This window comes from Dolichospermum sp. UHCC 0259 (assembly GCF_009711935.1).
Lineage (GTDB): Bacteria > Cyanobacteriota > Cyanobacteriia > Cyanobacteriales > Nostocaceae > Dolichospermum.
The window spans coordinates 1-23,615 of the sequence record NZ_VIKX01000187.1 but is presented as its reverse complement, the minus strand read 5'-3'; the positions used below and the strand labels follow the sequence as shown (position 1 = coordinate 23,615).

General features: G+C 37.3%; 18 protein-coding genes and 1 pseudogene. 12 read left to right on the top strand and 7 right to left on the bottom strand.

Going from position 1 to position 23,615, the window contains the following annotated elements:
* Window positions 1–90: 90 nt before the first annotated feature.
* Window positions 91–1,965 carry an ABC transporter ATP-binding protein gene (locus tag FJR05_RS14625; protein ID WP_168644770.1) on the bottom strand — a complete coding sequence of 625 codons (1,875 nt, stop codon included), beginning with the start codon at window positions 1,963–1,965 and terminating at the stop codon, window positions 91–93.
* A 47-nt stretch (window positions 1,966–2,012) separates the two neighbouring features.
* Window positions 2,013–2,477: a hypothetical protein gene (locus tag FJR05_RS14620; protein WP_168644769.1), complete on the bottom strand. Its 465-nt coding sequence runs from the start codon at window positions 2,475–2,477 to the stop codon at window positions 2,013–2,015.
* 292 nt (window positions 2,478–2,769) lie between these two features.
* Here FJR05_RS14620 and bchI point away from each other — a divergent pair, with 292 nt between their 5' ends.
* Together bchI and FJR05_RS14610 are read left to right on the top strand one after the other, a co-directional pair.
* Complete coding sequence (gene bchI / locus FJR05_RS14615; protein ID WP_168644768.1) at window positions 2,770–3,888, top strand: magnesium chelatase ATPase subunit I; 1,119 nt, start codon at window positions 2,770–2,772, stop codon at window positions 3,886–3,888.
* A 72-nt stretch (window positions 3,889–3,960) separates the two neighbouring features.
* Complete coding sequence (locus FJR05_RS14610; protein ID WP_168644767.1) at window positions 3,961–4,278, top strand: hypothetical protein; 318 nt, start codon at window positions 3,961–3,963, stop codon at window positions 4,276–4,278.
* 268 nt (window positions 4,279–4,546) lie between these two features.
* Here the strand turns inward: FJR05_RS14610 and FJR05_RS14605 are convergent, their stop codons facing one another.
* The 3 genes from FJR05_RS14605 to FJR05_RS14595 all read right to left on the bottom strand — a co-directional run bounded on the left by FJR05_RS14605 (window position 4,547) and on the right by FJR05_RS14595 (window position 7,605).
* Entirely contained in the window at window positions 4,547–4,822 is a 276-nt protein-coding gene (locus tag FJR05_RS14605) for a DUF1049 domain-containing protein (protein ID WP_168644766.1), read from the bottom strand.
* 253 nt (window positions 4,823–5,075) lie between these two features.
* Window positions 5,076–6,506, bottom strand: coding sequence for a DUF4335 domain-containing protein (locus FJR05_RS14600; RefSeq protein ID WP_168644765.1), 1,431 nt, complete (start codon window positions 6,504–6,506; stop codon window positions 5,076–5,078).
* Between the two features lie 472 nt (window positions 6,507–6,978).
* Entirely contained in the window at window positions 6,979–7,605 is a 627-nt protein-coding gene (locus FJR05_RS14595; RefSeq protein WP_168644764.1) for a DUF3038 domain-containing protein, read from the bottom strand.
* A 269-nt stretch (window positions 7,606–7,874) separates the two neighbouring features.
* Between FJR05_RS14595 and FJR05_RS14590 the strand changes: the two genes are divergently transcribed.
* From FJR05_RS14590 to FJR05_RS14565, 6 genes are all read left to right on the top strand, one after another.
* A complete protein-coding gene (locus tag FJR05_RS14590; protein WP_168644763.1) occupies window positions 7,875–8,393 on the top strand; it encodes an adenine phosphoribosyltransferase in 519 nt (172 codons plus the stop codon).
* A gap of 122 nt (window positions 8,394–8,515) precedes the next feature.
* A complete protein-coding gene (locus FJR05_RS14585; RefSeq protein WP_168644762.1) occupies window positions 8,516–9,562 on the top strand; it encodes an ABC transporter permease in 1,047 nt (348 codons plus the stop codon).
* Window positions 9,563–9,600: 38 nt separating this feature from the next.
* Entirely contained in the window at window positions 9,601–9,873 is a 273-nt protein-coding gene (locus FJR05_RS14580) for a hypothetical protein (protein WP_168644761.1), read from the top strand.
* 23 nt (window positions 9,874–9,896) lie between these two features.
* Window positions 9,897–10,328: a hypothetical protein gene (locus tag FJR05_RS14575; protein WP_168644760.1), complete on the top strand. Its 432-nt coding sequence runs from the start codon at window positions 9,897–9,899 to the stop codon at window positions 10,326–10,328.
* 87 nt (window positions 10,329–10,415) lie between these two features.
* Entirely contained in the window at window positions 10,416–13,001 is a 2,586-nt protein-coding gene (locus tag FJR05_RS14570; protein ID WP_168644759.1) for a GAF domain-containing protein, read from the top strand.
* A 505-nt stretch (window positions 13,002–13,506) separates the two neighbouring features.
* Complete coding sequence (locus FJR05_RS14565; protein ID WP_168644758.1) at window positions 13,507–15,357, top strand: AIPR family protein; 1,851 nt, start codon at window positions 13,507–13,509, stop codon at window positions 15,355–15,357.
* An 80-nt stretch (window positions 15,358–15,437) separates the two neighbouring features.
* Here the strand turns inward: FJR05_RS14565 and FJR05_RS14560 are convergent, their stop codons facing one another.
* Window positions 15,438–17,654: a hypothetical protein gene (locus FJR05_RS14560; protein WP_168644757.1), complete on the bottom strand. Its 2,217-nt coding sequence runs from the start codon at window positions 17,652–17,654 to the stop codon at window positions 15,438–15,440.
* A 565-nt stretch (window positions 17,655–18,219) separates the two neighbouring features.
* Here FJR05_RS14560 and FJR05_RS14555 point away from each other — a divergent pair.
* The 4 genes and pseudogenes from FJR05_RS14555 (at window position 18,220) to FJR05_RS27990 (ending at window position 21,977) form a co-directional block, all read left to right on the top strand.
* On the top strand, window positions 18,220–19,389 hold the full coding sequence (locus FJR05_RS14555; protein ID WP_168644756.1) for a glycosyltransferase family 4 protein: 1,170 nt from the start codon (window positions 18,220–18,222) through the stop codon (window positions 19,387–19,389).
* A gap of 84 nt (window positions 19,390–19,473) precedes the next feature.
* The gene (locus FJR05_RS14550) at window positions 19,474–20,625 is read left to right on the top strand and encodes a glycosyltransferase family 4 protein (RefSeq protein WP_168644755.1); all 1,152 of its coding nucleotides are present in this window, start codon (window positions 19,474–19,476) and stop codon (window positions 20,623–20,625) included.
* Between the two features lie 101 nt (window positions 20,626–20,726).
* A pseudogene (locus FJR05_RS27995) lies at window positions 20,727–21,341 on the top strand (ABC transporter ATP-binding protein); the annotation flags it as partial.
* Complete coding sequence (locus FJR05_RS27990; protein WP_371416898.1) at window positions 21,339–21,977, top strand: ABC transporter ATP-binding protein; 639 nt, start codon at window positions 21,339–21,341, stop codon at window positions 21,975–21,977. The pseudogene FJR05_RS27995 and the gene FJR05_RS27990, both read left to right, overlap by 3 nt.
* A gap of 47 nt (window positions 21,978–22,024) precedes the next feature.
* Here the strand turns inward: FJR05_RS27990 and FJR05_RS14540 are convergent, their stop codons facing one another.
* The gene (locus FJR05_RS14540; protein WP_168644753.1) at window positions 22,025–23,572 is read right to left on the bottom strand and encodes a GspE/PulE family protein; all 1,548 of its coding nucleotides are present in this window, start codon (window positions 23,570–23,572) and stop codon (window positions 22,025–22,027) included.
* Window positions 23,573–23,615: the final 43 nt, after the last annotated feature.

The window sequence follows — 23,615 nt, the reverse complement described above, 5'->3', positions numbered from 1 at the left end:
GCATTTGATTGTGAAATTAATCAATTACATTGGTGATAGCAGCAACCATAAATTAGTGATTTAGATCACATCAATACTGCACACCTGTGATTAAGCTCCTAACATTTGTAAATTGTGCAAAGTGGCATAAAATCCTTGTTGTTGTAACAATTCTTCATGACTTCCCTGTTCAATTAATTCTCCTCGTTTCAACACAAAAATTCTGTCCACATTCCGAATTGTTGAGAGACGGTGAGCAATAATAATTGAGGTTCGTTGGATTAACAACTGATTTAAAGCTTCTTGAACTAAAGCCTCCGTTCCCACATCTAAACTCGCTGTGGCTTCATCTAAAACCAAGATTTGCGGATTACGAATAGCCGCCCTCGCAAAGGCTAAAAGTTGTTTTTGTCCACTGGAAAGATTAGTTGCTCGTTCTCGTAATTGAGTATCATAACCTTGAGGCAATTGGTTAATAAACGTTGCTACGTTGGTTTTTATTGCTGCTTGTTGAATTTCTGCAAAACTGTAATTATCACCCAAAGTAATATTACTTTTAACATCACCAGCAAACAGAAAAGCCTCTTGCAAAATCACTGTCATATAACGGCGTAGTTCCACCTGGGGAATCTTGCGGATATCCACACCATCAATCAGAATCCGTCCTTGAGTTGGTTCATAAAGACGACACAATAGACGAATAATTGAACTTTTCCCTGCACCTGTGGGACCAACTAAAGCCACCTTTTCGCCAGGGTGAATAGTAAAGTCTAAATTCTTAATAACGTAATCATCATCTTTATAGGCAAAAGAAACATTTTCAAACTTAATTTCTCCCAAAGCCGGAACGGGTGTAAAATTTTGTGATTCTAATTTCGGAACTATATCCTGAATATAGGTAGATGCCAAACCTAAACTTGCAGGTTGAGAATAATCTTTAATTTCGATGGGTTCATCTAAAATATCTACTACTCTTTCAATAGCTGTAAACCCAGATTGAATGACGGTAAACTTTTCCGCAAAATTCCGCAATGGTTCAAAAAATTGTTGAGCATATAAAATAAATGCTGATAAAATCCCAAAAGAAATTTGTTGATTTAATAATAACCGACCACCTAACCATAGTACCCCAGCAATGGCAATTAAACCAACCCATTCTAAGGTTGCAGAAACTGCGGAATCATACCAAATGCTAATATCTACTTCCTTTATATAACGTTGGTTAGTAGCTCGAAATAACTCGGCATTAAATTTTTCGCGGCGAAATAATTGGACTACATTAATACCAACAATATTTTCTTGGAGTTGAGAATTGAGTTTAGAAAGTTCTTCTCTGGTTTTATAATTAGCGTCTCGATACTGCTGTTGAAAATAAATCATTAACCAAGTTACTGGCAAAAGAATGAATATTAACAAAGAAGCAAGTTGCCATTGAATTGAAAACATCAATCCCACAATTACTACCATAGATAGTAAATCAGAAACAATGCCTACAGCCCCCGTGGAAAAAACATCTCCTAAACTTTCGACATCACTGGTTAGTCTTGTAATCAATTTACCTACAGGTGTGCGATCAAAAAACCGAACTGCTAAAGATGTTACATGAGTAAATAAATCCTCACGAATATCTGCTGTGATTTTTTGTCCTAGTTTTTGCACTAAATAACCTTGTACACCTGTCAATACTAAGCGGAGAGTAGTTGCTATTAGCAACATTCCAATGAGGATATTTAAACCTTGCCACAGGGGGATATTTTGGAGAAATTGATATGTACTTGGTTCTTTGCGAATTAACGAAATTGCCTGTCCCACTAATAGGGGTTTGATAGCACTAGCAACAGCAATAGGAACAAGCATTAACATGGATACTGCTAACAGTTTGCCATGACGACGACCATAGGGAACTAAGCGTAAAAATAACCGCCAGTCATTTTCTCGACGACGGTATTTGCTATTGGATTTAGTTGGAGATGGAGAGATGCCCATAAATAATAATTTAGGAGAAAAATAATGTTAAATTCTGCCCTGGGAGATTAATTTTTTTCAAAATTTAAGCCATTTATTTCTTGACATTTTGCCTGTGCTGCTTGATAAGCTGTCAAATATTCTGGACCACCCAGCATGACATCACCATAATAATCATAAGGGGCTTCACCATAAATAGGTAAAGGATCATCCTCTGGATAATCTTCTTTGGATTCTTCGATAATGGCTTTGAGCTTTTTGATACTCAAACTTTGGGCGGGGAAATAATACAGTTCTTGGGGATTTTTTTGTAAATGGGGAAGTGTCGGATCTATAATTATATCATTAACTTCAATCCAACTGTGTTCCATTGGTTTATAGGGCTGACCTGCAAATACTAAAAAGCCTTGGATATACTTTGCCCCTTCGGTGATTAAAACTGCTTTATAAGCATTGTCAAAAGGTTTTTTGGCTTTACTTTTGATTGTTTTGGCAATTTCATTAGATAAGGTTTCATCTAATAATTTGCTCATGGTGCAAATTCTCCTTTAATTATGCTATCAACTATTAATTTAATATACACTGTACCTTGGATCAAGATGTCTGTGAACACGGATTTAGCGGATTGTAAGGATTAAGAGGATTTTATTTTCTCATATCTTGAGAGTCTGAACACGGATTTATCGGATTGTAAGGATTAAGAGGATTGTATTTTCTCATATCCTGATTCTGGCAATTTATAAAAATATAACGAACAACTGACCTACCTTCCCAAAATGTGTCAAAATAAAGAATTGTAATAAAAAATATTGTTAAGGTAATTTAGTGACTTCAACTGCTCAAGCTAGTGCGAGTGCGCGTCGTGCGGTCTTTCCATTTACAGCCATCGTTGGTCAAGAAGAAATGAAACTGGCGCTGCTGTTAAATGTCATTGACCCCAAAATTGGTGGTGTAATGATTATGGGCGATCGCGGTACCGGAAAATCTACAACTATCCGCGCCTTGGCGGACCTTTTACCAGAAATCCCTGTTGTCGCCAATGACCCCTTCAACAGTGACCCCAACGACACGGACTTGATGAGTGATGAAGTCCGTCAACAGGTAGCACAAGGGTTGGAAATTCCCATCACTCACAAAAAGGTGCAAATGGTAGATTTACCATTGGGCGCGACAGAAGACCGGGTTTGTGGGACGATTGATATTGAAAAGGCTTTATCTGAAGGTGTGAAAGCTTTTGAACCCGGACTCCTAGCCAAAGCTAACCGAGGTATTCTCTACGTGGATGAGGTCAATTTGTTAGATGACCACCTGGTAGATGTACTCCTCGATTCTGCTGCTAGTGGCTGGAATACGGTCGAACGGGAAGGGATTTCTATCCGTCACCCGGCCAAGTTTGTTCTCGTTGGTTCAGGAAACCCGGAAGAAGGGGAACTCCGTCCTCAACTTCTCGACCGTTTTGGAATGCACGCAGAAATTCGCACTGTTAAAGAACCAGCTTTGCGGGTGCAAATTGTGGAAGAACGGGGCGAATTTGACCAAAATCCACCTGTGTATTTAGAAAAACACCAAGTGCCTCAAGTAGCATTACAAGAGAAAATTGTCAATGCCCAAAACTTATTACCACAAGTTAATTTAGACTATGACTTCCGGGTGAAAATTTCCGAAGTTTGTTCAGAATTGGATGTGGACGGGTTGCGGGGTGACATTGTGACAAACCGCGCTGCTAAAGCCTTAACTGCTTTTGAAGGACGGACAGAAGTTACAGTTGACGATATCCGGCGGGTAATTACCTTATGTCTGCGTCACCGGCTGCGGAAAGATCCTTTAGAATCAATTGATACTGGCTATAAGGTAGAAAAGGTCTTTTGTCGAGTTTTTGGTGTGGAACTTCCAGAAGATTCAACCCAGAAAACTGGTGCAGGGGTAAAAGCTGGCGCTCGTTAGTTAATATAGATGTCAGTGGTGAGTGCAACAACTATTAACCACTGACTACTAACAACTGACTACTGACAAATTATGAGAACCTGGAATTTTTGGTTAAATAGCTTGATTTTAGCTTGTCAACATCATCCACCTCGGTTTGTGGAATTATTAATGTTAACATTAGCGATCGCTATGCTGACAGTCTCCACCATTGTCCCAGATAAACCTTACATCATACTAGGTTTAAGTTTTGTTGTGGGAGCATCAACTTCTATCCTAGTTCGGGAAGCAATATCTCCCAGCGAACACAACCACACAATTTTGACTCAACAACGCCTTACCCAATTGACCGCATTACTCCTATTAGGAATTAGTATTTACGGTTTTGCAGATTTATTTTTCACGCTGTAAGTTTTCTTCAATTTGTCTAGCTACATTATTATCTACGTTAAAATTTCCGAATCAACTCCTAGATTTTTTAACATTTTTGTTAATTTTTGGACTTTTTCTTTGATTATTCTGCGGGGATTATAAATCACATAATATAAAATCTCCAATTCTTGAGAAGATATTGTTTGTTTAGTTGCATGTTCTCCATTGATATTCTTGAGAAATTTTAATATAGCGGTTATTGTTCGGATACAATACAATCGAGAGTGGGGAAATCCTGCCCTTACTACTAAAAATCTTCATCATCAACAAAAAAATCTGCATCTTCATCTACTCTAGATTGAGACTCTTCCAAATCCCACAGAGGTTGTAAAACTGCTGTACCTAATAAACCGACAGCCACACCAAACGCTAACATTAACCCAAAGGGAATTTGTATTGATTGAAAAACCAAAAATTGTAAAGATACAGGAGTAGCATTTTGGACAGAAATTAGAGCGATCGCCACTACCCAAACAGCTATAATTACTAATATGAAAAAATTTGCCAAAATTTTGAATATCATCTCTGGAAAAATCTTTTTGTAAGGGCTAGGAGTCAGGAGTCAGGAGTCAGAAGGTAATAGGAAGGGAAGTAGGGGAGGTAGGGGAGGTAGGGGAAGTAGGGGAAGTAGGGGAGGTAGGGGAAGTAGGGGAAGTAGGGGAAGTAGGGGAGAAGATTTTTTCAACTGACAACTGACAACTGACAACTGACAACTGACAACTGACAACTGACAACTGACAACTGACAACTGACAACTGACAACTGACAACTGACAATTATTTATATCCCTTCCAAGGGTTGACTTTTAATTCTCCCTTGGGTGTAAATACCACCTGAAAATGAGCTAGAGGTTCTTTATTATCAGGTGCAGCTACATTTGAGCCATAAACTGATTGGAACATCTGAGGTAAAGGAGTTTCCCGGAAATGATCAAAAGCAACTTGATTAAGTGGTTCATAGTCAGCTATTACGCCTTCTTTATTTACCGCTACTCGATATTTTAAATCATTAGCAAATGTAGGAGTAACACTCCAATTTTGACGAATTGTACTATACAGCTTTTGATTCAAATCCTTGATTTTACTGGTATCAGTAATTTTTTCGCCAGTTACTTCTGGCGTTTTAGCGTATCCTAACCAGGGACTAATTTCTAGAACCCCTTTTTGGGTAAATACGACCTTGAATTGAGCAATAGGTTCATTAGGGAGGCGATTAGCAGGATTATAGAGTAGTTTAGGCAGTGGTGTTTTCTCGATTGCATCACTAGCTTTCTGATTGACAGCTTTATAACCAACAATACTACCATCGGCGGCGACACCTAAACGATAAACTAAATCCTCTGATAATTCTGAGCGCTTTGTCCAAGCTGGATGAATTTGATTGTAAACTTGGCGATTTAATGCCCGTAATTGAGATGGATCTGTTATTTCTGGAACTGTCTTTAAAAGTGCTTCCAAATCCTTGATAACGGGGGTTTCTGATGCTGTGGGTGTGGTTGTAGGGGTGGGGGTTACTGTGGGTGTAATTGAGGGTGATACTGACGCTGTGGGTGTGGGTGTGGAAGTGCTGGACTGTATTTCTGGTTTGACTTGAGGTGGACGGATTTGGGGTGCAGGAATTAAACTAAAGGCTACGGCAGCTACGGCTAGGCTGGATACGCCAACGGTAGCGGGAATTGCTTGTTTGAGTAAGGTTTGACTAGAACCACCATAACTGCGATTAACTGGGTGTAGTTCTAGAGATAATTCTGGTAAGGTCTGGCTATCAGCAAAAAACTGATCTACGGCTTCAACTAAATCAAATAATTGGACTGTGTTGAGGACGATTTGCAGCGGTTGTCCGGGGTTGTTGTTTTCCCCCTGATTGTTGGCTGTGATTTCGGAGTGAACGATTAATCTGTGTCTGTCGCTGTCAATTTTTTGTAATTCAACTAACTCTGAATTTTGATGTTCAAATTTTTTGCCTTGGGGATTGGGTATATTGCTTAAAAATTCTTGAGCGTAAGCACTAACGGCTCTAACTAAGCTTTCAAAAAATTCCCTACCTCCATTTATGGGTTGATCATAATTAGATAAATGGCATTCTGCATTCACTAATATGGATAGTTCGGGACGCAGTTCTTGAAAGTTAGCTGTCCGTGTCATGTCACTTAACCCTTCTAGGAGCAGGGTGCAATTGGGTAAACTATATTTACGTTGGATATTCATTTTATTTACAAGAAAATGGGACGAAAGCCCCGGAATTAAAACCTAAAAAACCTAAAAATTTTTAGGCTTTAATGTCTTTTAAGCCCGGGATGAAAGCTACAAGAGGGGATTTATCCCCCAGTGACTTATGGTGTTACACTATTTGTAACAGGAAAGGTAATCAACCTGTCTAAAAACCTAACTACCTAACGGTAATCTGTACCTTGACAATTAAATCTATGCGGTTCTACTGCATTGTTCTAGTTTTTTCCTCGCAGTAGGTAAAAGATTTATAGGGACTAGACGAATCAGAATTTTGAAACTTTCTCGTTTCAAGTTAAACAGGACTTGCAGTAATGCAACTACGGTCGGGCAGACCGAAAGTTAACGCTTGGGGAGAGTCCCACCTCTGGGTTAGACAACGCAAGGAATCTAGTTTAAGTGGTCTCGTTGAACCAAGAATCCCTGTGTCTTTAGACCGGGGAGTGTCAATCTACTCTACTTCACCGTCAAAAAGAGAAATCCAATACCGCTGCATTCCCGCTGTACCTGTGCAGAATAGTAATTTTCCTAATAAGTCTATAGCTAGTTCATCTAATTTTTCATCAGAAGTTAATGCTAGTACACCGGAACGCCGGGAATTCATCCGACTTTTAAAGTGGGTTCTAAACCTTTCTAGGTAATTAGCTAATCTTAAATTTTGTTCTGGGGGAATCTGTTTTTGGGCTAATTGTTGATATATGGTTAATAGTTGGCGAATGACGACTGTTAACCGCCGAGCGATGTAACAAGCAATGACTACTAGAGCTTTGGCTTCTAAAATATCTAAGGGACGACGACTATGCGCTCTCCGCATGGGGTTAGAGGCTCGCATTCGCCATAAGTTTACCCGATTTTTGATGATTCCTTTGAGGTCTAATTCTTCAGCAAAGGATAAAATGGCTTCAGAACCGCCTAGTTCTAAGGCTTCAATGGCTAATAACATTAAGTCTATTTGCAATCTAGTTCTGGCTGGGCATACTTGGCCGGCGATCGCTGGATCTGGTAAAGTATCCAAAATCATCGGCGTTCCCTGGGCGTTTGGGCTGTTTAAAGATGGGATACTAGCGGAGACATTCATTCTAAAAAATACCTTATGCGTTTCCAATAAAGTGATTGATATTAACCTCTCATGGCTAATCGCTGGCGCGATATGGCAGTTCAATTATATACATGACGACCTATGAATTTTGATTTTTGACTTTTGACTTTTAATTTTCGACTTTTGACTTCTTCCTTGCGGCACTAGTCTCTAGGTTATGACATTATAGGGTAGGATTTGGCAGGGATTGGGGAAATTTTTCGCCTCTTACCCTTTGTTTCTCGATTGACCACTAACTACTCACAAATATGGATTTAAAATCTCTGATTCGTGATATACCAGATTTTCCTAAGCCGGGAATTTTATTTCGAGATGTCACTACTCTATTAAGCGACCCAGCAGGATTGCGATACACTATTGACCTTTTAGCACAAAAATGTTCCGAAATTGAACTTCAGGTGGATTATATTATCGGCATGGAGTCGCGGGGGTTCATTTTTGGTGCGCCTGTGGCTTATAAATTAGGTGCGGGTTTTATTCCTGTTCGCAAAAAAGGGAAATTACCAGCAGCGGTTCACTCTATTGAATATCAACTAGAATATGGTACGGATACATTAGAAGTACATCAGGATGCTTTGAAGCCAGGTTGTAAGGTTTTAATTGTAGATGATCTAATTGCTACTGGTGGTACTGCTAGTGCAACAGCAAAGTTAGTACAAAAGATTGACTGTGAACTTGTGGGGTTTGGGTTTATCATCGAACTACAAGATTTGCAAGGACGGAAACATTTACCTGATGTCCCTATTATCTCACTGGTTGAATATTAGTTAGTTAGGAGTCAGGAGTCAGGAGTCAGGAGTCAGGAGAAAGAAGGAAGAAGAAGGAAGAAGAAGGAAGAAGAAGGAAGAAGAAAATTATCTAATTACCAATTACCAATTACCAATCATAAATGACAAATACAAAAATTTCCTTGGAGACAAGTCGAGACTGGCTAATTAGGTCAGTTACGAATGAAACTTTTATTTATGTGATAAAACGGCTTTTACAGGCGCTATTGACAATTTTTTTAGCGTCGGCTTTGTCATTTTTTATTATGAAGTTTTCTCCAGGGGATTATGTAGATACCCTGCGACAAAATCCGAAAATTTCCCCAGAACGAATTGAAGAAATTAGACAACAATTTGGTTTAGATAAATCTTGGCCAGAACAGTTTGGATTTTGGTTGCAGCAAATTGTCACTAAAGGTGATTTTGGGACAAGTTTTGTTTATCAACGTTCTGTATCGTCGCTGTTATGGGAACGAGTTCCAGCAACATTGTTATTAGCGATCGCTTCTTTAATTATTACATGGGCGATCGCTATTCCTCTAGGGATTCTCGCAGCAGTGAAACAAAATCGCCGCACTGACCAGATTTTACAAATCGTCAGTTATGCTGGTCAAGGTATTCCCAGTTTTATCACTGTCTTATTTTTGCTATTTTTTGCTCAACTGACTACGCCACTTTTTCCAGTGGGTAATATGACCAGTATTGATCATGCCGACCTCACATGGTTAGGTAAAATTCTCGATATCGCATGGCATTCAGTTTTACCATTAATTGCTTTAAGTATTACCAGTTTTGCTGGTTTACAACGGATTATGCGTGGTCAATTATTGGATGTTTTACGCCAAGATTATATTCAAACTGCTCGCGCGAAAGGACTTCCAGAAAACCGAGTTATTTATGTTCATGCTTTGCGAAATGCTATTAACCCATTAATTACTTTATTGGGTTTTGAATTAGCAGGTTTGTTAGGTGGTGCATTTATTACAGAAAATTTCTTCAACTGGCCAGGTTTAGGGAAATTAACTCTACAAGCTGTTTTAGCCAAAGACCAATATTTAGTCATGGCAAGTTTAGTAATGAGTGCAGTATTATTAATTGTTGGTAATTTAATCGCCGATTTAATTTTAAAAGCAGCAGATCCGAGAATTAAATTAGAAGATTTGAATTAGTCAGTTGTCAATTACCCATTACCCATTACCAATCACCAATGATTTATTATATTATTCGTTCTAGAAGTGATGGTAAATATCTCACAGCCCGCGTTGATGATGATACATCAGGATATTTATTATTGTTTAAAGAAGATTTCGATGCCATGAGTTATCTAAATGCTCATGCTGCTGATTTAGCAAACCGCTTGACAGTCGAATCTCTGGCTAGTACACAAATAGGTAGTTTGCTCAAACGTTGGGGTTTTGCAGGTGTGGGAATTGTCAACGATCCCTTATTACCTGAAATTGAATTTTTACAGCATATTTAAATAATCAACAAAGGAGTAAAAATATGAAAATGAGATTGGCAATTTATACTACATTATTGACAATGGCCTTGCTATTAATGCCAATTAACTATAAGCTAACATTAGCACAAACTTGTGCTTCTCGTTGTGATCCTGCACCCCTGCATTTTACTCCAGGACAATATATTCGGGTAAAAGTTGTGAATCGCAGTTATGGATCTGTGAAATTGGAACAGTTACCAGAACTAAGACAAACAACTTTAAAACCAGGACAAAAATTACAATTTGACCTGCGAGGGGACAAACTCACCGAGTTTTCTCTGATGTTTTGGGATGATGGGGGAAGATATGTAAAAGGTGTGGTGTCTAAACCGAATTTTGGGACATTGGTTTTGGAAATTCGTCCTAATAGTCGAGATTATCCAGGCAATCGCTCTCTTTATATTCGCAATAATGGACAAGTTAGTGTATTGTAAAGTAAAAGGATTCATATTTCATATAAATCTTAAATATTATCATTGACCATTTCTCAGTTCTAAACTATACCATATTGGACGATAGTTATGTCAGTGCATGAATCAAACGCTGAAGTAAACACAGATGTGATTATTGATGTTAGTCCCCAAGGAAATAATCGAGGACAAAAAAGTTCTAGTAATGTAGTTTCTTTAACTACACAAAAAGGAACTATTTCCCAATTTCTCGCCCCCTTGACGAAGGACACTTTTAAACAAGTAGTGCAAGAAGTTGAGCAGAAATTACAGGTTGTTAACCAAACCTTATCCATGTTGGATTATCAAGGTTTTGAAACAATCCTTCAGGAAATGCTCCATTCAATTACTCACAAAACTGGGGAATTATTGGGAGCAGATAGGACAACGATCTTTTTATTAGATGAAGAACAACAAGAACTTTGGTCAATTTTAGCAGAAGGAAAAAATAAACGCCCGTTAGAAATTCGCATTCCCGCCAATAAAGGTATTGCCGGTGAAGTTGCTAGTTTTAAACGGGTGGTGAATATTCCCTTTGATTTTTATGATGATCCCCGGTCAACAGTTGCTCAAGAACAAGATAAAAAAAATGGCTATCGTACCTATACAATGTTGGCATTGCCACTGTTAAATACAGAAGATAAATTAGTGGCAGTCGTACAATTATTAAATAAATTAAAACCTATTCATGATATTGATGATCCCCTCAATGAACGCATTGATACCAAGGGTTTTACCGAAGTTGATGAAAATGTATTTCTAGAATTTGCTCCTTCAATTCGCCTGATTTTAGAATCATCTCGATCCTTCTATCTTGCCACACAAAAACAAAGAGCCGCAGCGGCATTAATGAAGGCAATTAAATCCTTGAGTCAAAGTGGACTGGATTTAGAAGAAACCCTAAAACGGGTGATGAATGAAGCGAAAGAGTTAATGAACGCCGACCGCAGTACACTGTGGTTAATAGACCGCGATCGCCATGATTTGTGGACAAAAATTTATCAAGATAATGGTATTGCTAAAGAATTGCGTGTACCGATGGGACAAGGTTTTGTCGGTATTGTCGCTGCAACTGGCAAAAAACTAAATATTCCCTTTGACTTATATGAGCATTCTGATTCGGGAACGGCTCAAAAAATGGATCAAAGTAATGGCTACCGCACCTGTAGTTTGCTGTGTATGCCAATATTTAATAGCGATCAAGAATTGATTGGTGTCACCCAATTAGTAAATAAAAAGAAAGTTGGAGATTTCCCCGCTTATAATCCAGAATCTTGGCCAAATGCTCCCGATTGCTTCCAAGCTAGTTTTGATAAAAACGATGAAGAATTTATGGAAGCATTCAACATTCAAGCCGGGGTAGCCTTGCAAAATGCTCAGTTGTTTGCCAAAGTGAAACAACAAGAAAAAATGCAGCGGGATATTTTGCGAAGTCTTTCCAATGGTGTGATTTCGACAGATCAAAATGGCGTAATTATTACAGCCAATGAAAGTGCTAAAGAATTACTAGGCTTTGGTTTAGAAGAAGCTTTAGAAGGCAAAATGGTGAGTGATATTGTTGCCATTAAAGAGGGAGATTTTAGCAAGTGGTTTCAGAATACGCTTCATTCCAATAATTCTAAAGACAGCCAGCAATATTATCCTGATCGCACCCTATTAACCACAGGAACAGAACAACACAGTGTTAACTTATCACTGAATAGTATTTCCGATGTCCTAGATGAAAATAAAGTCTGTGGCGCATTGGTAGTCATGGAAGATATTAGTGATGAAAAGCGGCTAAAGAGTACAATGTACCGTTACATGACCCAGGAATTAGCCGAAGAATTGTTAAAATTAGATGATGCTAAATTGGGAGGCGATCGCAAAGAAGTTACCATCTTATTCTCAGATATTCGTGGCTACACCACCCTCACAGAAAACATGGAAGCTGAAGAAGTGGTGAGAATGCTAAATGAATACTTTGAATCAATGGTAGAAGCAGTATTTAAACATAAAGGCACTCTTGATAAATATATCGGTGATGCCATCATGGCTGTGTTTGGTTCTCCCTTACCTTTAGCAGAACACGCTATTATGGCAGTGCAAACATCTTTAGAAATGCGTGGTCGTTTGCAAGAATTAAATGAACTTCGCAAAACAACTAATGAATGTGCCATCAAAATCGGCATTGGCATTAATTCTGATACCGTAATTAGTGGTAATATCGGCTCTAGTAAACGCATGGAATTTACCGCTATTGGTGATGGTGTCAATCTCGGTTCTCGATTAGAAAGCGTCAGCAAACAATATGGTTGCGATATTATTATCAGCGATAATACATTTAAAATTTGCCAAGATAATATTTGGGCCAGACAACTAGATTACATCCGCGTTAAAGGACGTAATGAACCAGTCGCCATTTACGAATTAATCGGCTTACGTAACGATACTATTAATAGTGCCAAACTAGAAGTAATTGAGCATTATCACAAAGGGCGTGAACATTATTTAAAACGTCAATTTACCTCAGCCCTCTCAGAGTTTGTAAGAGCCTTATCTGCTGACAACCAGGATAAAGCCTCAATGTTGTACATGAGTCGTTGTCAACACTGGCTACAATCACCCCCATCTGATGCTGATTGGGATGAAGGTGTGTGGACATTTAAGGAAAAATAAATATTTTTTGATAATTTGACGGGAAAAATTGCTTAATTTTCGCCGTGTTGTACTAGATAGGACTTACGTAAGTGTCACACTCAAAATCTGTTGTAGGGTGCGTCAGACTGCATAAATCCTGCCAATAAACAGATTGTTGATATCTGACGCACCCTACTAATGTGCCAGTTGAGTAAGTCCTGCTAGAAAGTTTCTGAATATTATTCTTTACAAAGGAAATATACAGGAACTTTCAGCTTTTTGTTCCATAGGGCTTGAATATACAAACAATTAGGGTAGAATTACAGGGTTATTTCATTCTAGATTTAAGCAACGAATTTATGTGTTTTCAGCCGTCGTGAGATAGAAGCCCTGAAGCCTAAAATGACGCATTCTCGTAAATACATAAAATGTCAGATTTTAGAATGAAACAGCCCTGGGTAGAATTAATAGTTAAGCTTGTCAATTTAATAGCCTATAATTGAATACTCAAGAATAATTTGAATTTGTCTTTATTGGGTTTTATATGCTGACAAAAGAATTTTATAACATAATTGATGGCAACCTCAATGCACTTTTAGAAAAATACAAAGATGATGAATTCATCAAAAAACATAAAAGTACAAATGCTATAAACAATCGAAAATCTTATGCCCTCTTAATTTGGTTTCTCGAATTTTACGGTAGAAAATCTAACTATAAAGATTTTATTACTGATGGTGACAAAGATAGTTCTTGCGACATTGTTTTTGATAATACAAACAATCCAGGAGATAAAATTTTTTATGTCGTTCAGTCAAAATGGAACAATGCTGATAACTCAGAAAAAGAAACTGATAAAGATGAAATACTAAAAGCACTTAACGATTTTGACACCATTCTGCGAGGAGAAAAACAAAATGTTAATGAAAAAATCAAAGCAAAATTAGAAGATTTGGATAATCACCTCAAAGCTAATGGAGAAGTTAAATTTATATTTTTGACACTTTCTCAATATAAAGGAGGTGCAGATGAAAATATTCGTGCTTTTATAAAATCTGACGAAAAAACTAAATTTGAAGTAATTGATATAAACCGCATAAAAGTAGATTATATTGACAGAACATATAAAAAAATAGAACCTTTAAATCCTCTAGAAAGTTACCATAATCCAGAAGAAAATCCTGTTACTCTGGAAATAGTTCAAACAAATGGAGTTGTTAGAATACAGACTCCCTTTAAGGCATATATGTTTTTACTTCGCCCTAAAAGTATTTATAATTTATTTGAGAAATATGGATTTGCTCTTTTTTATAAAAACGTCAGAAATCCTCTACTGCAATCACAATTTAATGAAGATATAGAAAGAACTGCGGTGGACAATCCTGCCTATTTTTGGTACTACAATAATGGTATTACAGCAATTACTTATTTTTTACCTCCTATTGGCGGAAAAGCTGAACAAATAGAATTAACGGGATTGCAAATTATTAATGGCGCACAAACTGTTTATGCCATTTACCGAGCTTACAAAGATGCCTCACCAACAAAGCGTAAGCAGATGGATAATGTATCTTTGGTGACTTTACGCTTATTAGAATCAGGCGGAAAAGACTTTGATTTGAATGTTACCCGATATACTAATTCCCAAAACCCTGTAGATGATAGAGATTTTTGTGCTAATGACGATATACAGATCATGCTACAAAACGCATCCTATCAAACAAATATTTGGTATGAAAAACGACGTGATGAATTTAGAGAAACTCCAGAAAATATAACAGAAGTTCCAAATTATATCTTTGCAAATACCTATTTAGCTTATCATTTGCAAGATCCTTCTAGTGTTTTAAAAAACGACAACCAACGACAAGAAACTGGTAAAGACTTGAATTTTATTTCCCATAGAGAACATAAAGATGGTTTTTATGAAAAAATCTTTAATAATGAAACAACATTTGAAAATATGCTATGTGGGGTGTATATTTTTGACGTAATTTGTCATGCTATATCTCTTGTATATGAGGATACTTTCAAAGCTGATTTATATCATTTGTTAGCTTTATTTAAAGTAGCTTTTACAAAGTATTTAAAAGCAAAATTCGGTGATAAGATCAATGTAAATAAATATATCATCAAAATTTATGAACAAGGTGATAAAAAAATTATTATTAAAACCTTCAAATTTCTTAATCAGTTTGTTGAGGAACAAATTGAAGTAAGCGGCAATGACGAAAAAACGAGAGAAAGACTGGTTAAATTCTTATTTGAACCAACTCACTATGAGAAAATAAAAGAAGCCTTAGAAGATTTAGAAATTTCCGTCGAGGATATTGAAAATGTGATTATTGAAGATAACGAACAACTTATTGAGGGAAAACCCGATGAAAAAAAATAATAGCGAAAACAATGACTGATACACAATAGGCGGGGTTTCCCCGCCCTCCATTGTATTGTATAAGAACGAGAATTACTGTATCAAATAGGGAACTGATAGATAAGCACCTTACCTTGCCAGTTTTCCTCTACAAATACAAGATATTCATCATTAGCACGGCGAAAAGCACGGATACCATAGGGAATATCAACCCAACCACTTTCTTTACCAACTTCTGGACCTGGAGTCATCTTTTTTACGAGTTCTCCCGTAGCAGTTTTGTAAACATATACCTCGGCGGTTTTTACACCCACTGCAAACACATAATCACCTGCTACACTCATAGCTGCGGTGGCAATTTCTCCTTTGCCTGTAGTGTCATAGGGAACGACAGTGCGCCATTTGGGAGTGCGATTTCCTTTACTCCAATTATCGAAGCGAGCAATTTCTGATCCTATGACTTTGGCGTCATCAGCAAATGCCGGATGTTCAATCGTAAAACCTGATAAATACATAGTATCTGTTTCAGGAAAATACTCAATTCGTCGCAAGTCTTTGAAAGTGCTAGGAGTTTTGAGTTTTTTCATCGAACCATAGGTGTAAATGGGATTTCCTTTACTATCTAATCCCTGTAAAGGATAATGACGAATACCATCTTCAGTTCGCAAAGTTTTCCAAACATCTCCTTTGCTATCTACCCACCAACCTCCGATATAGGGATAGTCTTTACTGCTATCATATTCATTTTTTTCAAATGCACCATTGCCATTGCTATCGCGCCAAATCCATTCTCCATTTGCAGGTTGATAGGGTGGCCAATTGCCATTAATAGATTGTTTATTTTGATCATTAGTACCAACAAACATCCCAGCAGGAATTGCAATTTTACCATCTGTATTTGGTTGAAAACGATAAATTTGCAAAAAGCTATTGTACATATCTGTTAGGAATACAAAAGGTTTTCCTTGAATACGCCGCACAAAAGTTCCATCTGGTGATGTATGTAGACGTGGATCTTGAGGGTATTTAAAGGGATTAACTGTATAGGCTTTATAAGTCCACTGTTTGCCAGCAGGTTTGCTATAATCCATGACATATTGTTCTTGTTTGGTGAATATATTTACACCATCTGTTTTTGGATCTGTATCTGCATTATCTACAAATATTAATCCTAGTAATTGCCATACCATTTTTCCTGATGGCGAAAATTTTCTTAAATCTGTTCCCGATGTATTGAAGCCATTACTATTTACATAAATATTACCTTTGGCATCTGTCCCAACTCCAGTAATACCGTAGAGTTTGGATGTTTTTACTTCTCCAGGTACACCACCATAAATACCTTTTTTATCCCCAAAAGTATCTACGCGAACCGGCTGATTATTAATGTTGTAAATTACCAATTGTTGATTAATCCCATTTTCTGCTACTACCAGTCTACCAAGATTATCAATGGCTAATGCTGATGGGTTATCAACATCTGTAATTTCTTTGGGTAATTTCTTTCCAGCTTGAGAATAATTGACAATTTTTCCAAATTTAGCACCTTTTTTATTTTGAATAATCCATAAACTACCTTTTTTGTCAATGGTAATTTGACCTGGATTATTAACAGTAAACTTATTTATTTGTGCCATTGTTTCGGTATTATAAACCCGAACAATATTCTCCCCAGCATTGCTAACAAATAGTTGATTATTTATTGTTGCTATTCCTGTGACTTCATGACTTTTGCTGGTAATTAACATACTTTTATCCCAGCCATTTCCTTTTTCAAAAGGTACAGGTTTTCCTGTTAAGTCATAACGTCTGACGCAGTACCAATTTTGTCCTTGAGGAGGATAATCTTCTTTTGTTTGATCTGTTCCACCTTGAGTCATAGCAATATAAATATATTTGCTATTTACTGTTATTGCTTTACCACCTAAACGATTCCAACCATGTGTATCTTCGAGGATAAAAATTGGTTTACCATCTTTATATACTCCTGCTTCGCTACCAGCTTCATCCCAAACACTATTTGTATAAATTGTTCCATCATTTTTGACATACATTGCTTCTATATTATTTTGCACTCGCAATTTACCATTACCAATGGTATTTCCTAACCAAGAGGTAATATATGTAATTTCAGAAGTTCTGACTGCTTTGGATTTTTTAGTTGTGGCTAAATCCATTGTCATGCCAGCAAATGTTACGAGTAGTCCACAGGTTAAACCCAATAAAATATTGAAGGTTATTTTTTTTCGCCAATATCTCCTCGAAAATAAGTTATGAAGATATTGATAAAGTTTGTAGCAAGTTTTACTAATCTGCATAAATAATTTGTTGGCTGTAATATGCTTTTTGAATTTCTAATTTATCCCTGTGGGATAGGCTTTTAAATTCTTACTCATAAATTAACAAAGAAATTTTGTCTTGCATTTAATTTCATCAAAACTTTATTAATAACATATACTTTTAAAATAAAAGAATTATACTCAATGCTGCTAAGATTGCTAATTTTTAGATAAAATATAACTTTTTTATGAATTAATGATAGTAATATTTCTGAGTTCACGAAAAACGTTTATCTAGTAATACAATTGAGGGCGGGGAAACACTGGGCGGGGAGACCCCGCCCCTACGGGTTTTATAATTTGCTGAATATATCTCACTGAATTGATACTGCTATACATATCTATAATTTGTTATGTAAATATATTTTTTTGATGTATTTTATTTATGGAAATTAAATATTTTTTATATTTAAACTGGTTTTGATTCTCAGCGTCGTATTAAAAGATCATGCTGAAAATAAATTATTTTGGCATTGGCAACATAAATAAAAGCATAAATCAAAAGCACTAATTTCAGTTTATCTATCAAAGGGGAGATAATTACGTGAAGGGTAAAGATATACAATTAAGTTCAGCATCGGCATCTATTTTAACTTTAGGTACGGGTTGGTTTCCTAGCAATCCTGGAGGGTTGGAAAGGTATATTTATGAACTAACTCATCAATTAGCAGCATCTCAAGACCAAGTAGAATTATGTGGAGTGGGTTTACCTGTAGATGCTAAAAATACACAGATTAAGTTGACTAATTTGGCTGATCCAGATAGTAAAATTAGTTCTCGGTTATGGTCAATTCGTAATAATTTTAAGAAAACAAGATTAGGTAAACCTGATGCAATTAATCTCCATTTTGCATTATATAGTTTTCCAATTTTAGATATTTTACCGAAGGGAGTACCGGTTACTTTTAATTTTCATGGACCTTGGGCTTCGGAAAGTCAGGAGGAAGTAGTTAATCAGAAATTTAGTGTTTGGTTAAAGGAACAAATAATAGAACAAAGCACTTATAATCGGTGCGATCGCTTTATTGTTCTTAGTAAAGCTTTTGGTCAGATTTTACATCAAAAATACCAAATTCCTTGGGATAAAATAAATATCATTCCTGGTGGAGTTGATATTAGTCATTTTCAGAATAATCTCTCGCGTCAAGAGGCAAGAATCAAACTAGGGTGGCCAACTAATCGGCCAATATTATTTACTTCCCGTCGCTTAGTTCATCGCATGGGAATTGATAAGTTATTACAAGCTGTAGCTATGATTAAATCTGGTATTCCTGATATTTGGTTAGCTATAGCCGGTCGGGGACATATTCAAGCTTTACTTCAACAACAAGCTAGAGAATTGGGTTTAGAAAATAATGTCCAATTTTTAGGTTTTTTGCCAGAGAATGATTTACCTGTAGCTTATCAAGCGGCGGATTTAACTGTAATGCCAAGTCAATCTTTTGAAGGGTTTGGATTAGCTATTGTGGAGTCTTTAGCCTGTGGTACTCCGGTTTTATGTACTCCTGTGGGGGGAATGCCAGAAATCTTAGAGAAATTTTCGCCAGATTTAATTACTGAGGCAATTACTGTGGAAAGTATTGCTGATAAATTAGCACAAGTTTTGTTAGAAAAACTGCCTTTGCCTTCTAGGGAAGAATGTCGTGATTACACGATTAAAAATTATGATTGGACGAATATTGCCCAACAGGTTCGGCAAGTTATTTTAGCTTAAATTGATGATATAGCAAGATTTAACCGCAGATGGAAGAGGATGGACACAGATGAACGCAGATAATTTTGTCGTTATATAAGTTTTATGAAAATCCTATTTTTAGACCAAAGTGGTAAACCCGGTGGGGCTGAGTTGTGTTTAGTTGATATTGCTAAACCTTATGGTAAAAATGCTTTGGTTGGTTTATTTGCAGATGGCGATTTTAGAAAGTTACTTACAGAAAATCAAGTTCCTGTGGAGGTTTTGACAACTCAAGCTATTAAAGTCGGTAAACAAAGTGGGTTGTTTCAAGCATTAGGTAGCTTAGGGCAAATAATTCCTTTAATTAATCAGGTTGTGCAACGGGCAAGGAAATATGATTTAATTTATGCTAATACTCAAAAGGCTTTAGTTGTAGGGGCAATAGCTAGTTTTTTGGCTCGTCGTCCTTTGGTTTATCATTTACATGATATTCTTTCTTTAGAACATTTTAGTAAAACTAATTTGCGAGTTGCTGTTAATTTAATTAATCGTTGTGCTGCTTTGGTAATTGCTAATTCTCAAGCTAGTAAGATGGCATTTTTAGAGGCTGGAGGAAAATCGGATCTAGTTCAGGTTGTTTATAATGGCTTTGCAGCAAAAAATTATGAAGTTGATGAATTAGAAGTTAGAAATTTAAGAGAAAATCTCAAGTTAGAAGATAAGTTTGTAATTGGACATTTTAGCCGTCTTTCTCCTTGGAAGGGACAGCATATTTTAATTGATGCTCTTTCCCAATGTCCACAAGATGTGGTTGTAATTTTAGTTGGTGATGCTTTATTTGGTGAACAGGAATATGTTCATGATTTACACCAAAAAGTAACTGCATTAGGACTGGAAAATCAAGTTAAGTTTTTAGGTTTTCGCGCAGATATTCCGCAATTAATGACCATGTGTGATTTAGTTACCCATACCTCTACTGCACCTGAACCTTTTGGCAGGGTTATTGTTGAGGCTATGCTGTGTGGTAAACCTGTGATTGCGGCTGAAGCTGGTGGTGCAGTGGAATTAGTGGAAGATGGGATTAATGGTTTTTTAGTCACACCTGGAGAACCTCAAGAATTAGCACAGGTGATTCATAATTGTCGTCAAGAATCTGCAAAAACTGCGAATATTGCCAATAATGCCAGAATTAGTGCTAGTGAACGTTTTGATGTAAATATTATTAATCAGCAAATTCAAGAATTGTTACAATCAATCAGATCCCCAACTTCTTGAAGAAGTCGGGGATTTGGGTCTTAGGAAACAATGTATAATATGTAATGTATGGGTGGAAAAATTCTGCCTCTACAAATTAATAAATTTTAAAGTGAATTCTTGTGGCACAAGTTGTATTAGAAAACGTTTATAAAAGTTTTCCCAGTCGCGGTGGGGAAGGGGCAAAAGCGCAACAAGACGGTACAGAAGGTGTAAGTGTCTTGCGACGGATTAATTTAACCATTGCTGATGGTGAGTTTATGGTTCTGGTGGGACCTTCTGGCTGCGGTAAAAGTACGCTGCTGAGGTTAATTGCTGGCTTGGAGGTGATGACTGGTGGTAATATTTCCGTAGGAGATAGCTTGATTAATGATTTACCTCCTAAAGCCAGAGACATCGCTATGGTGTTTCAAAGTTACGCACTTTACCCCCACATGACTGTATATGACAACATCGCTTTTGGCTTGCGTCGTCAGTTTCCAGAGGCGGAATTTGGCAAAAAAAGATTTGCTCAATGGGGCGAAAATATACTGGTAGGAGTGACAAAAAAGCTACCTAGAGTGTGGCGATATATTTCTGCTAAGGAAAGAATTGTTGATGAACGAGTCCAAAAAGTTGCGGGTTTGTTACAAATTGAAACTTTGTTAAATCGTTTACCCAAAGAACTTTCCGGGGGACAAAGACAACGGGTAGCATTAGGACGAGCGATCGCCCGCAATCCCCAAGTATTCCTCATGGATGAACCTTTGTCTAATTTGGACGCTAAATTACGGGCAGAAACCCGCGCCCAAATTGTGAAATTGCAACGTCAATTGGGAACAACGACGATTTATGTTACCCATGATCAAACTGAAGCTATGACTATGGGCGATCGCATTGCGATTATGTTAGAAGGTAAAATCCAGCAAGTTGCCGCCCCATTAGAACTATATAACCGTCCTGCGAATCGTTTTGTGGCTGAATTCATCGGTTCTCCACCCATGAATTTTATCCCCGTAGAGTTTCACGCACCTTTATTAATTACCCATGCCAATTTCCGTTTCACTCTTCCAGATGTGTGGGGAAATGCGTTACAAAAATATGACGGACAAACTTTAATGTTAGGTATTCGTCCAGAACATCTAATTTTAGGTGTACCTGCTACTAAAAATTTACCAGTCAAAGTAGATTTAGTAGAAAACTTAGGAAATGACACTTTTTTATCTGTCAAAATCGCTGATCCTGACTTACAAAATCCAGACGGACAAACTTTACAAGTTCGAGTTCCTCCTGATAGATTCATAACTATAGGTGAGCAACTTTGGCTATCTTTAACTCCTGAGAAACTGCATTTTTTCGACCCAAAAACCGAATTAGCAATATTCCAAAAATAGAAATCACATAGATCCCCGACTTCTTCAAGAAGTCGGGGATCTGAATATTAATGATATAAAGCACTATGAGGTAATACTCTAAAAACCTCATCTATAGTTGTTATTCCCGTAGTCACTTTTTCCGCAGCAGCCGTACTAAAAGAAGTAAAATCAATCGTTTTTAAATAGCGATTGAGTTCCGTCATTGTTCCTTGATAAATCAATTCTCGCACCTGATCATCAACATCCAATAATTCAATAATTGCTTCTCTTCCTAAATAACCAGAATGAAAACATTTAATACAACCTTTACCTTTTAGCCAATGTTGAGTATTTTCCGGCGTAGGTTTTAATCCTAATTTTCGTAACTCCTCATTCGTCGGTGTATAAGGTTCAGCACAGTGGGGACAAACTCGACGTACCAAACGTTGGGCAACAATTCCTAAAAGAGCATCACTAATTAAACCCGGATCTGGACCAACATCTTTTAAGCGAGGAATCGTACCAACAGCATCATTGGTGTGCAAAGTGGTAAATACCAAATGTCCAGTTAAAGCCGCTCTGACAGCGGTTTCTGCCGTTTCATTGTCTCGAATTTCTCCCACCATGATCACATCTGGATCTTGCCTGAGAATCGCCCTCAAACCTGCTGCAAAGGTCATTCCCGCAGCTTCGTTAACCTGGGTTTGGGTAATACCAGACAACACATATTCTACCGGATCTTCTACTGTCACTACATTTACTGATTCTTTGGCTACTAATTGCAAGCTAGTATACAACGTACTGGTTTTACCTGAACCTGTGGGACCTGTGAGAATAATCATCCCTTGGGGTTGACTTAACCATCTTTTATATATCTCCAATGCCGAATCAGAAAAGCCAAGTCCGCCGATATTTGTAAAGGGATTTCGCTGGGGAAGCAAGCGAATTACCACCTTTTCACCACCGACACAGGGGAGGGTGCTAACCCGCATATCTAAGCCTACGTCTGATGATTCTCCCAACGCATATTTCTGTCCGATGCGTCCATCTTGAGGACGACGGCTTTCACCAATGTCTAAATCGGACATAACTTTAGTAGCAACTACTACTCGACGACTAATTTCTAGCGGGAATGTGGTAATGTGCCGGAGGACACCATCTATGCGGTAACGAACTCTTAAACCCTCTGGCATTGGTTCTAAATGGATATCACTGGCACGATTACGTAAAGCTGCACTAAAGAGAGTTTTTACCCGTTGAATTTGATCCGAGGCTTTAGAAAGATAGAGTTCTGTGAGTTCCGCAATATTTTCTGATTCCAGTTCGTTGGTAAGGGGATTGATTAACGAGTCGCCACTGATTTTATTAAGATCAAGATTTTGAATATGAAACCAGCCACTATAGCTTTTTTCAGTAATAGAGAGAATTTTAATATCTGTAAAAGTGCGATCGCTCAATTTTTGAATTATATCTGCTTCAATGATAATCGGACTACCCAAATAATAGCAATTACGCCATAGTAATAAAGGCACAACTGGGGGTAATTGCTGTTGGTGAGAAAATAACCGAAAAAATCGCCCACCAACTTCAGGATCTAATAATTCTAAATTCACCGTACCTCGGTAGTTTTTCACTCTCCCCCCACTTTCGAGAGTTTATAGGGTAGGTAGAAGTAGG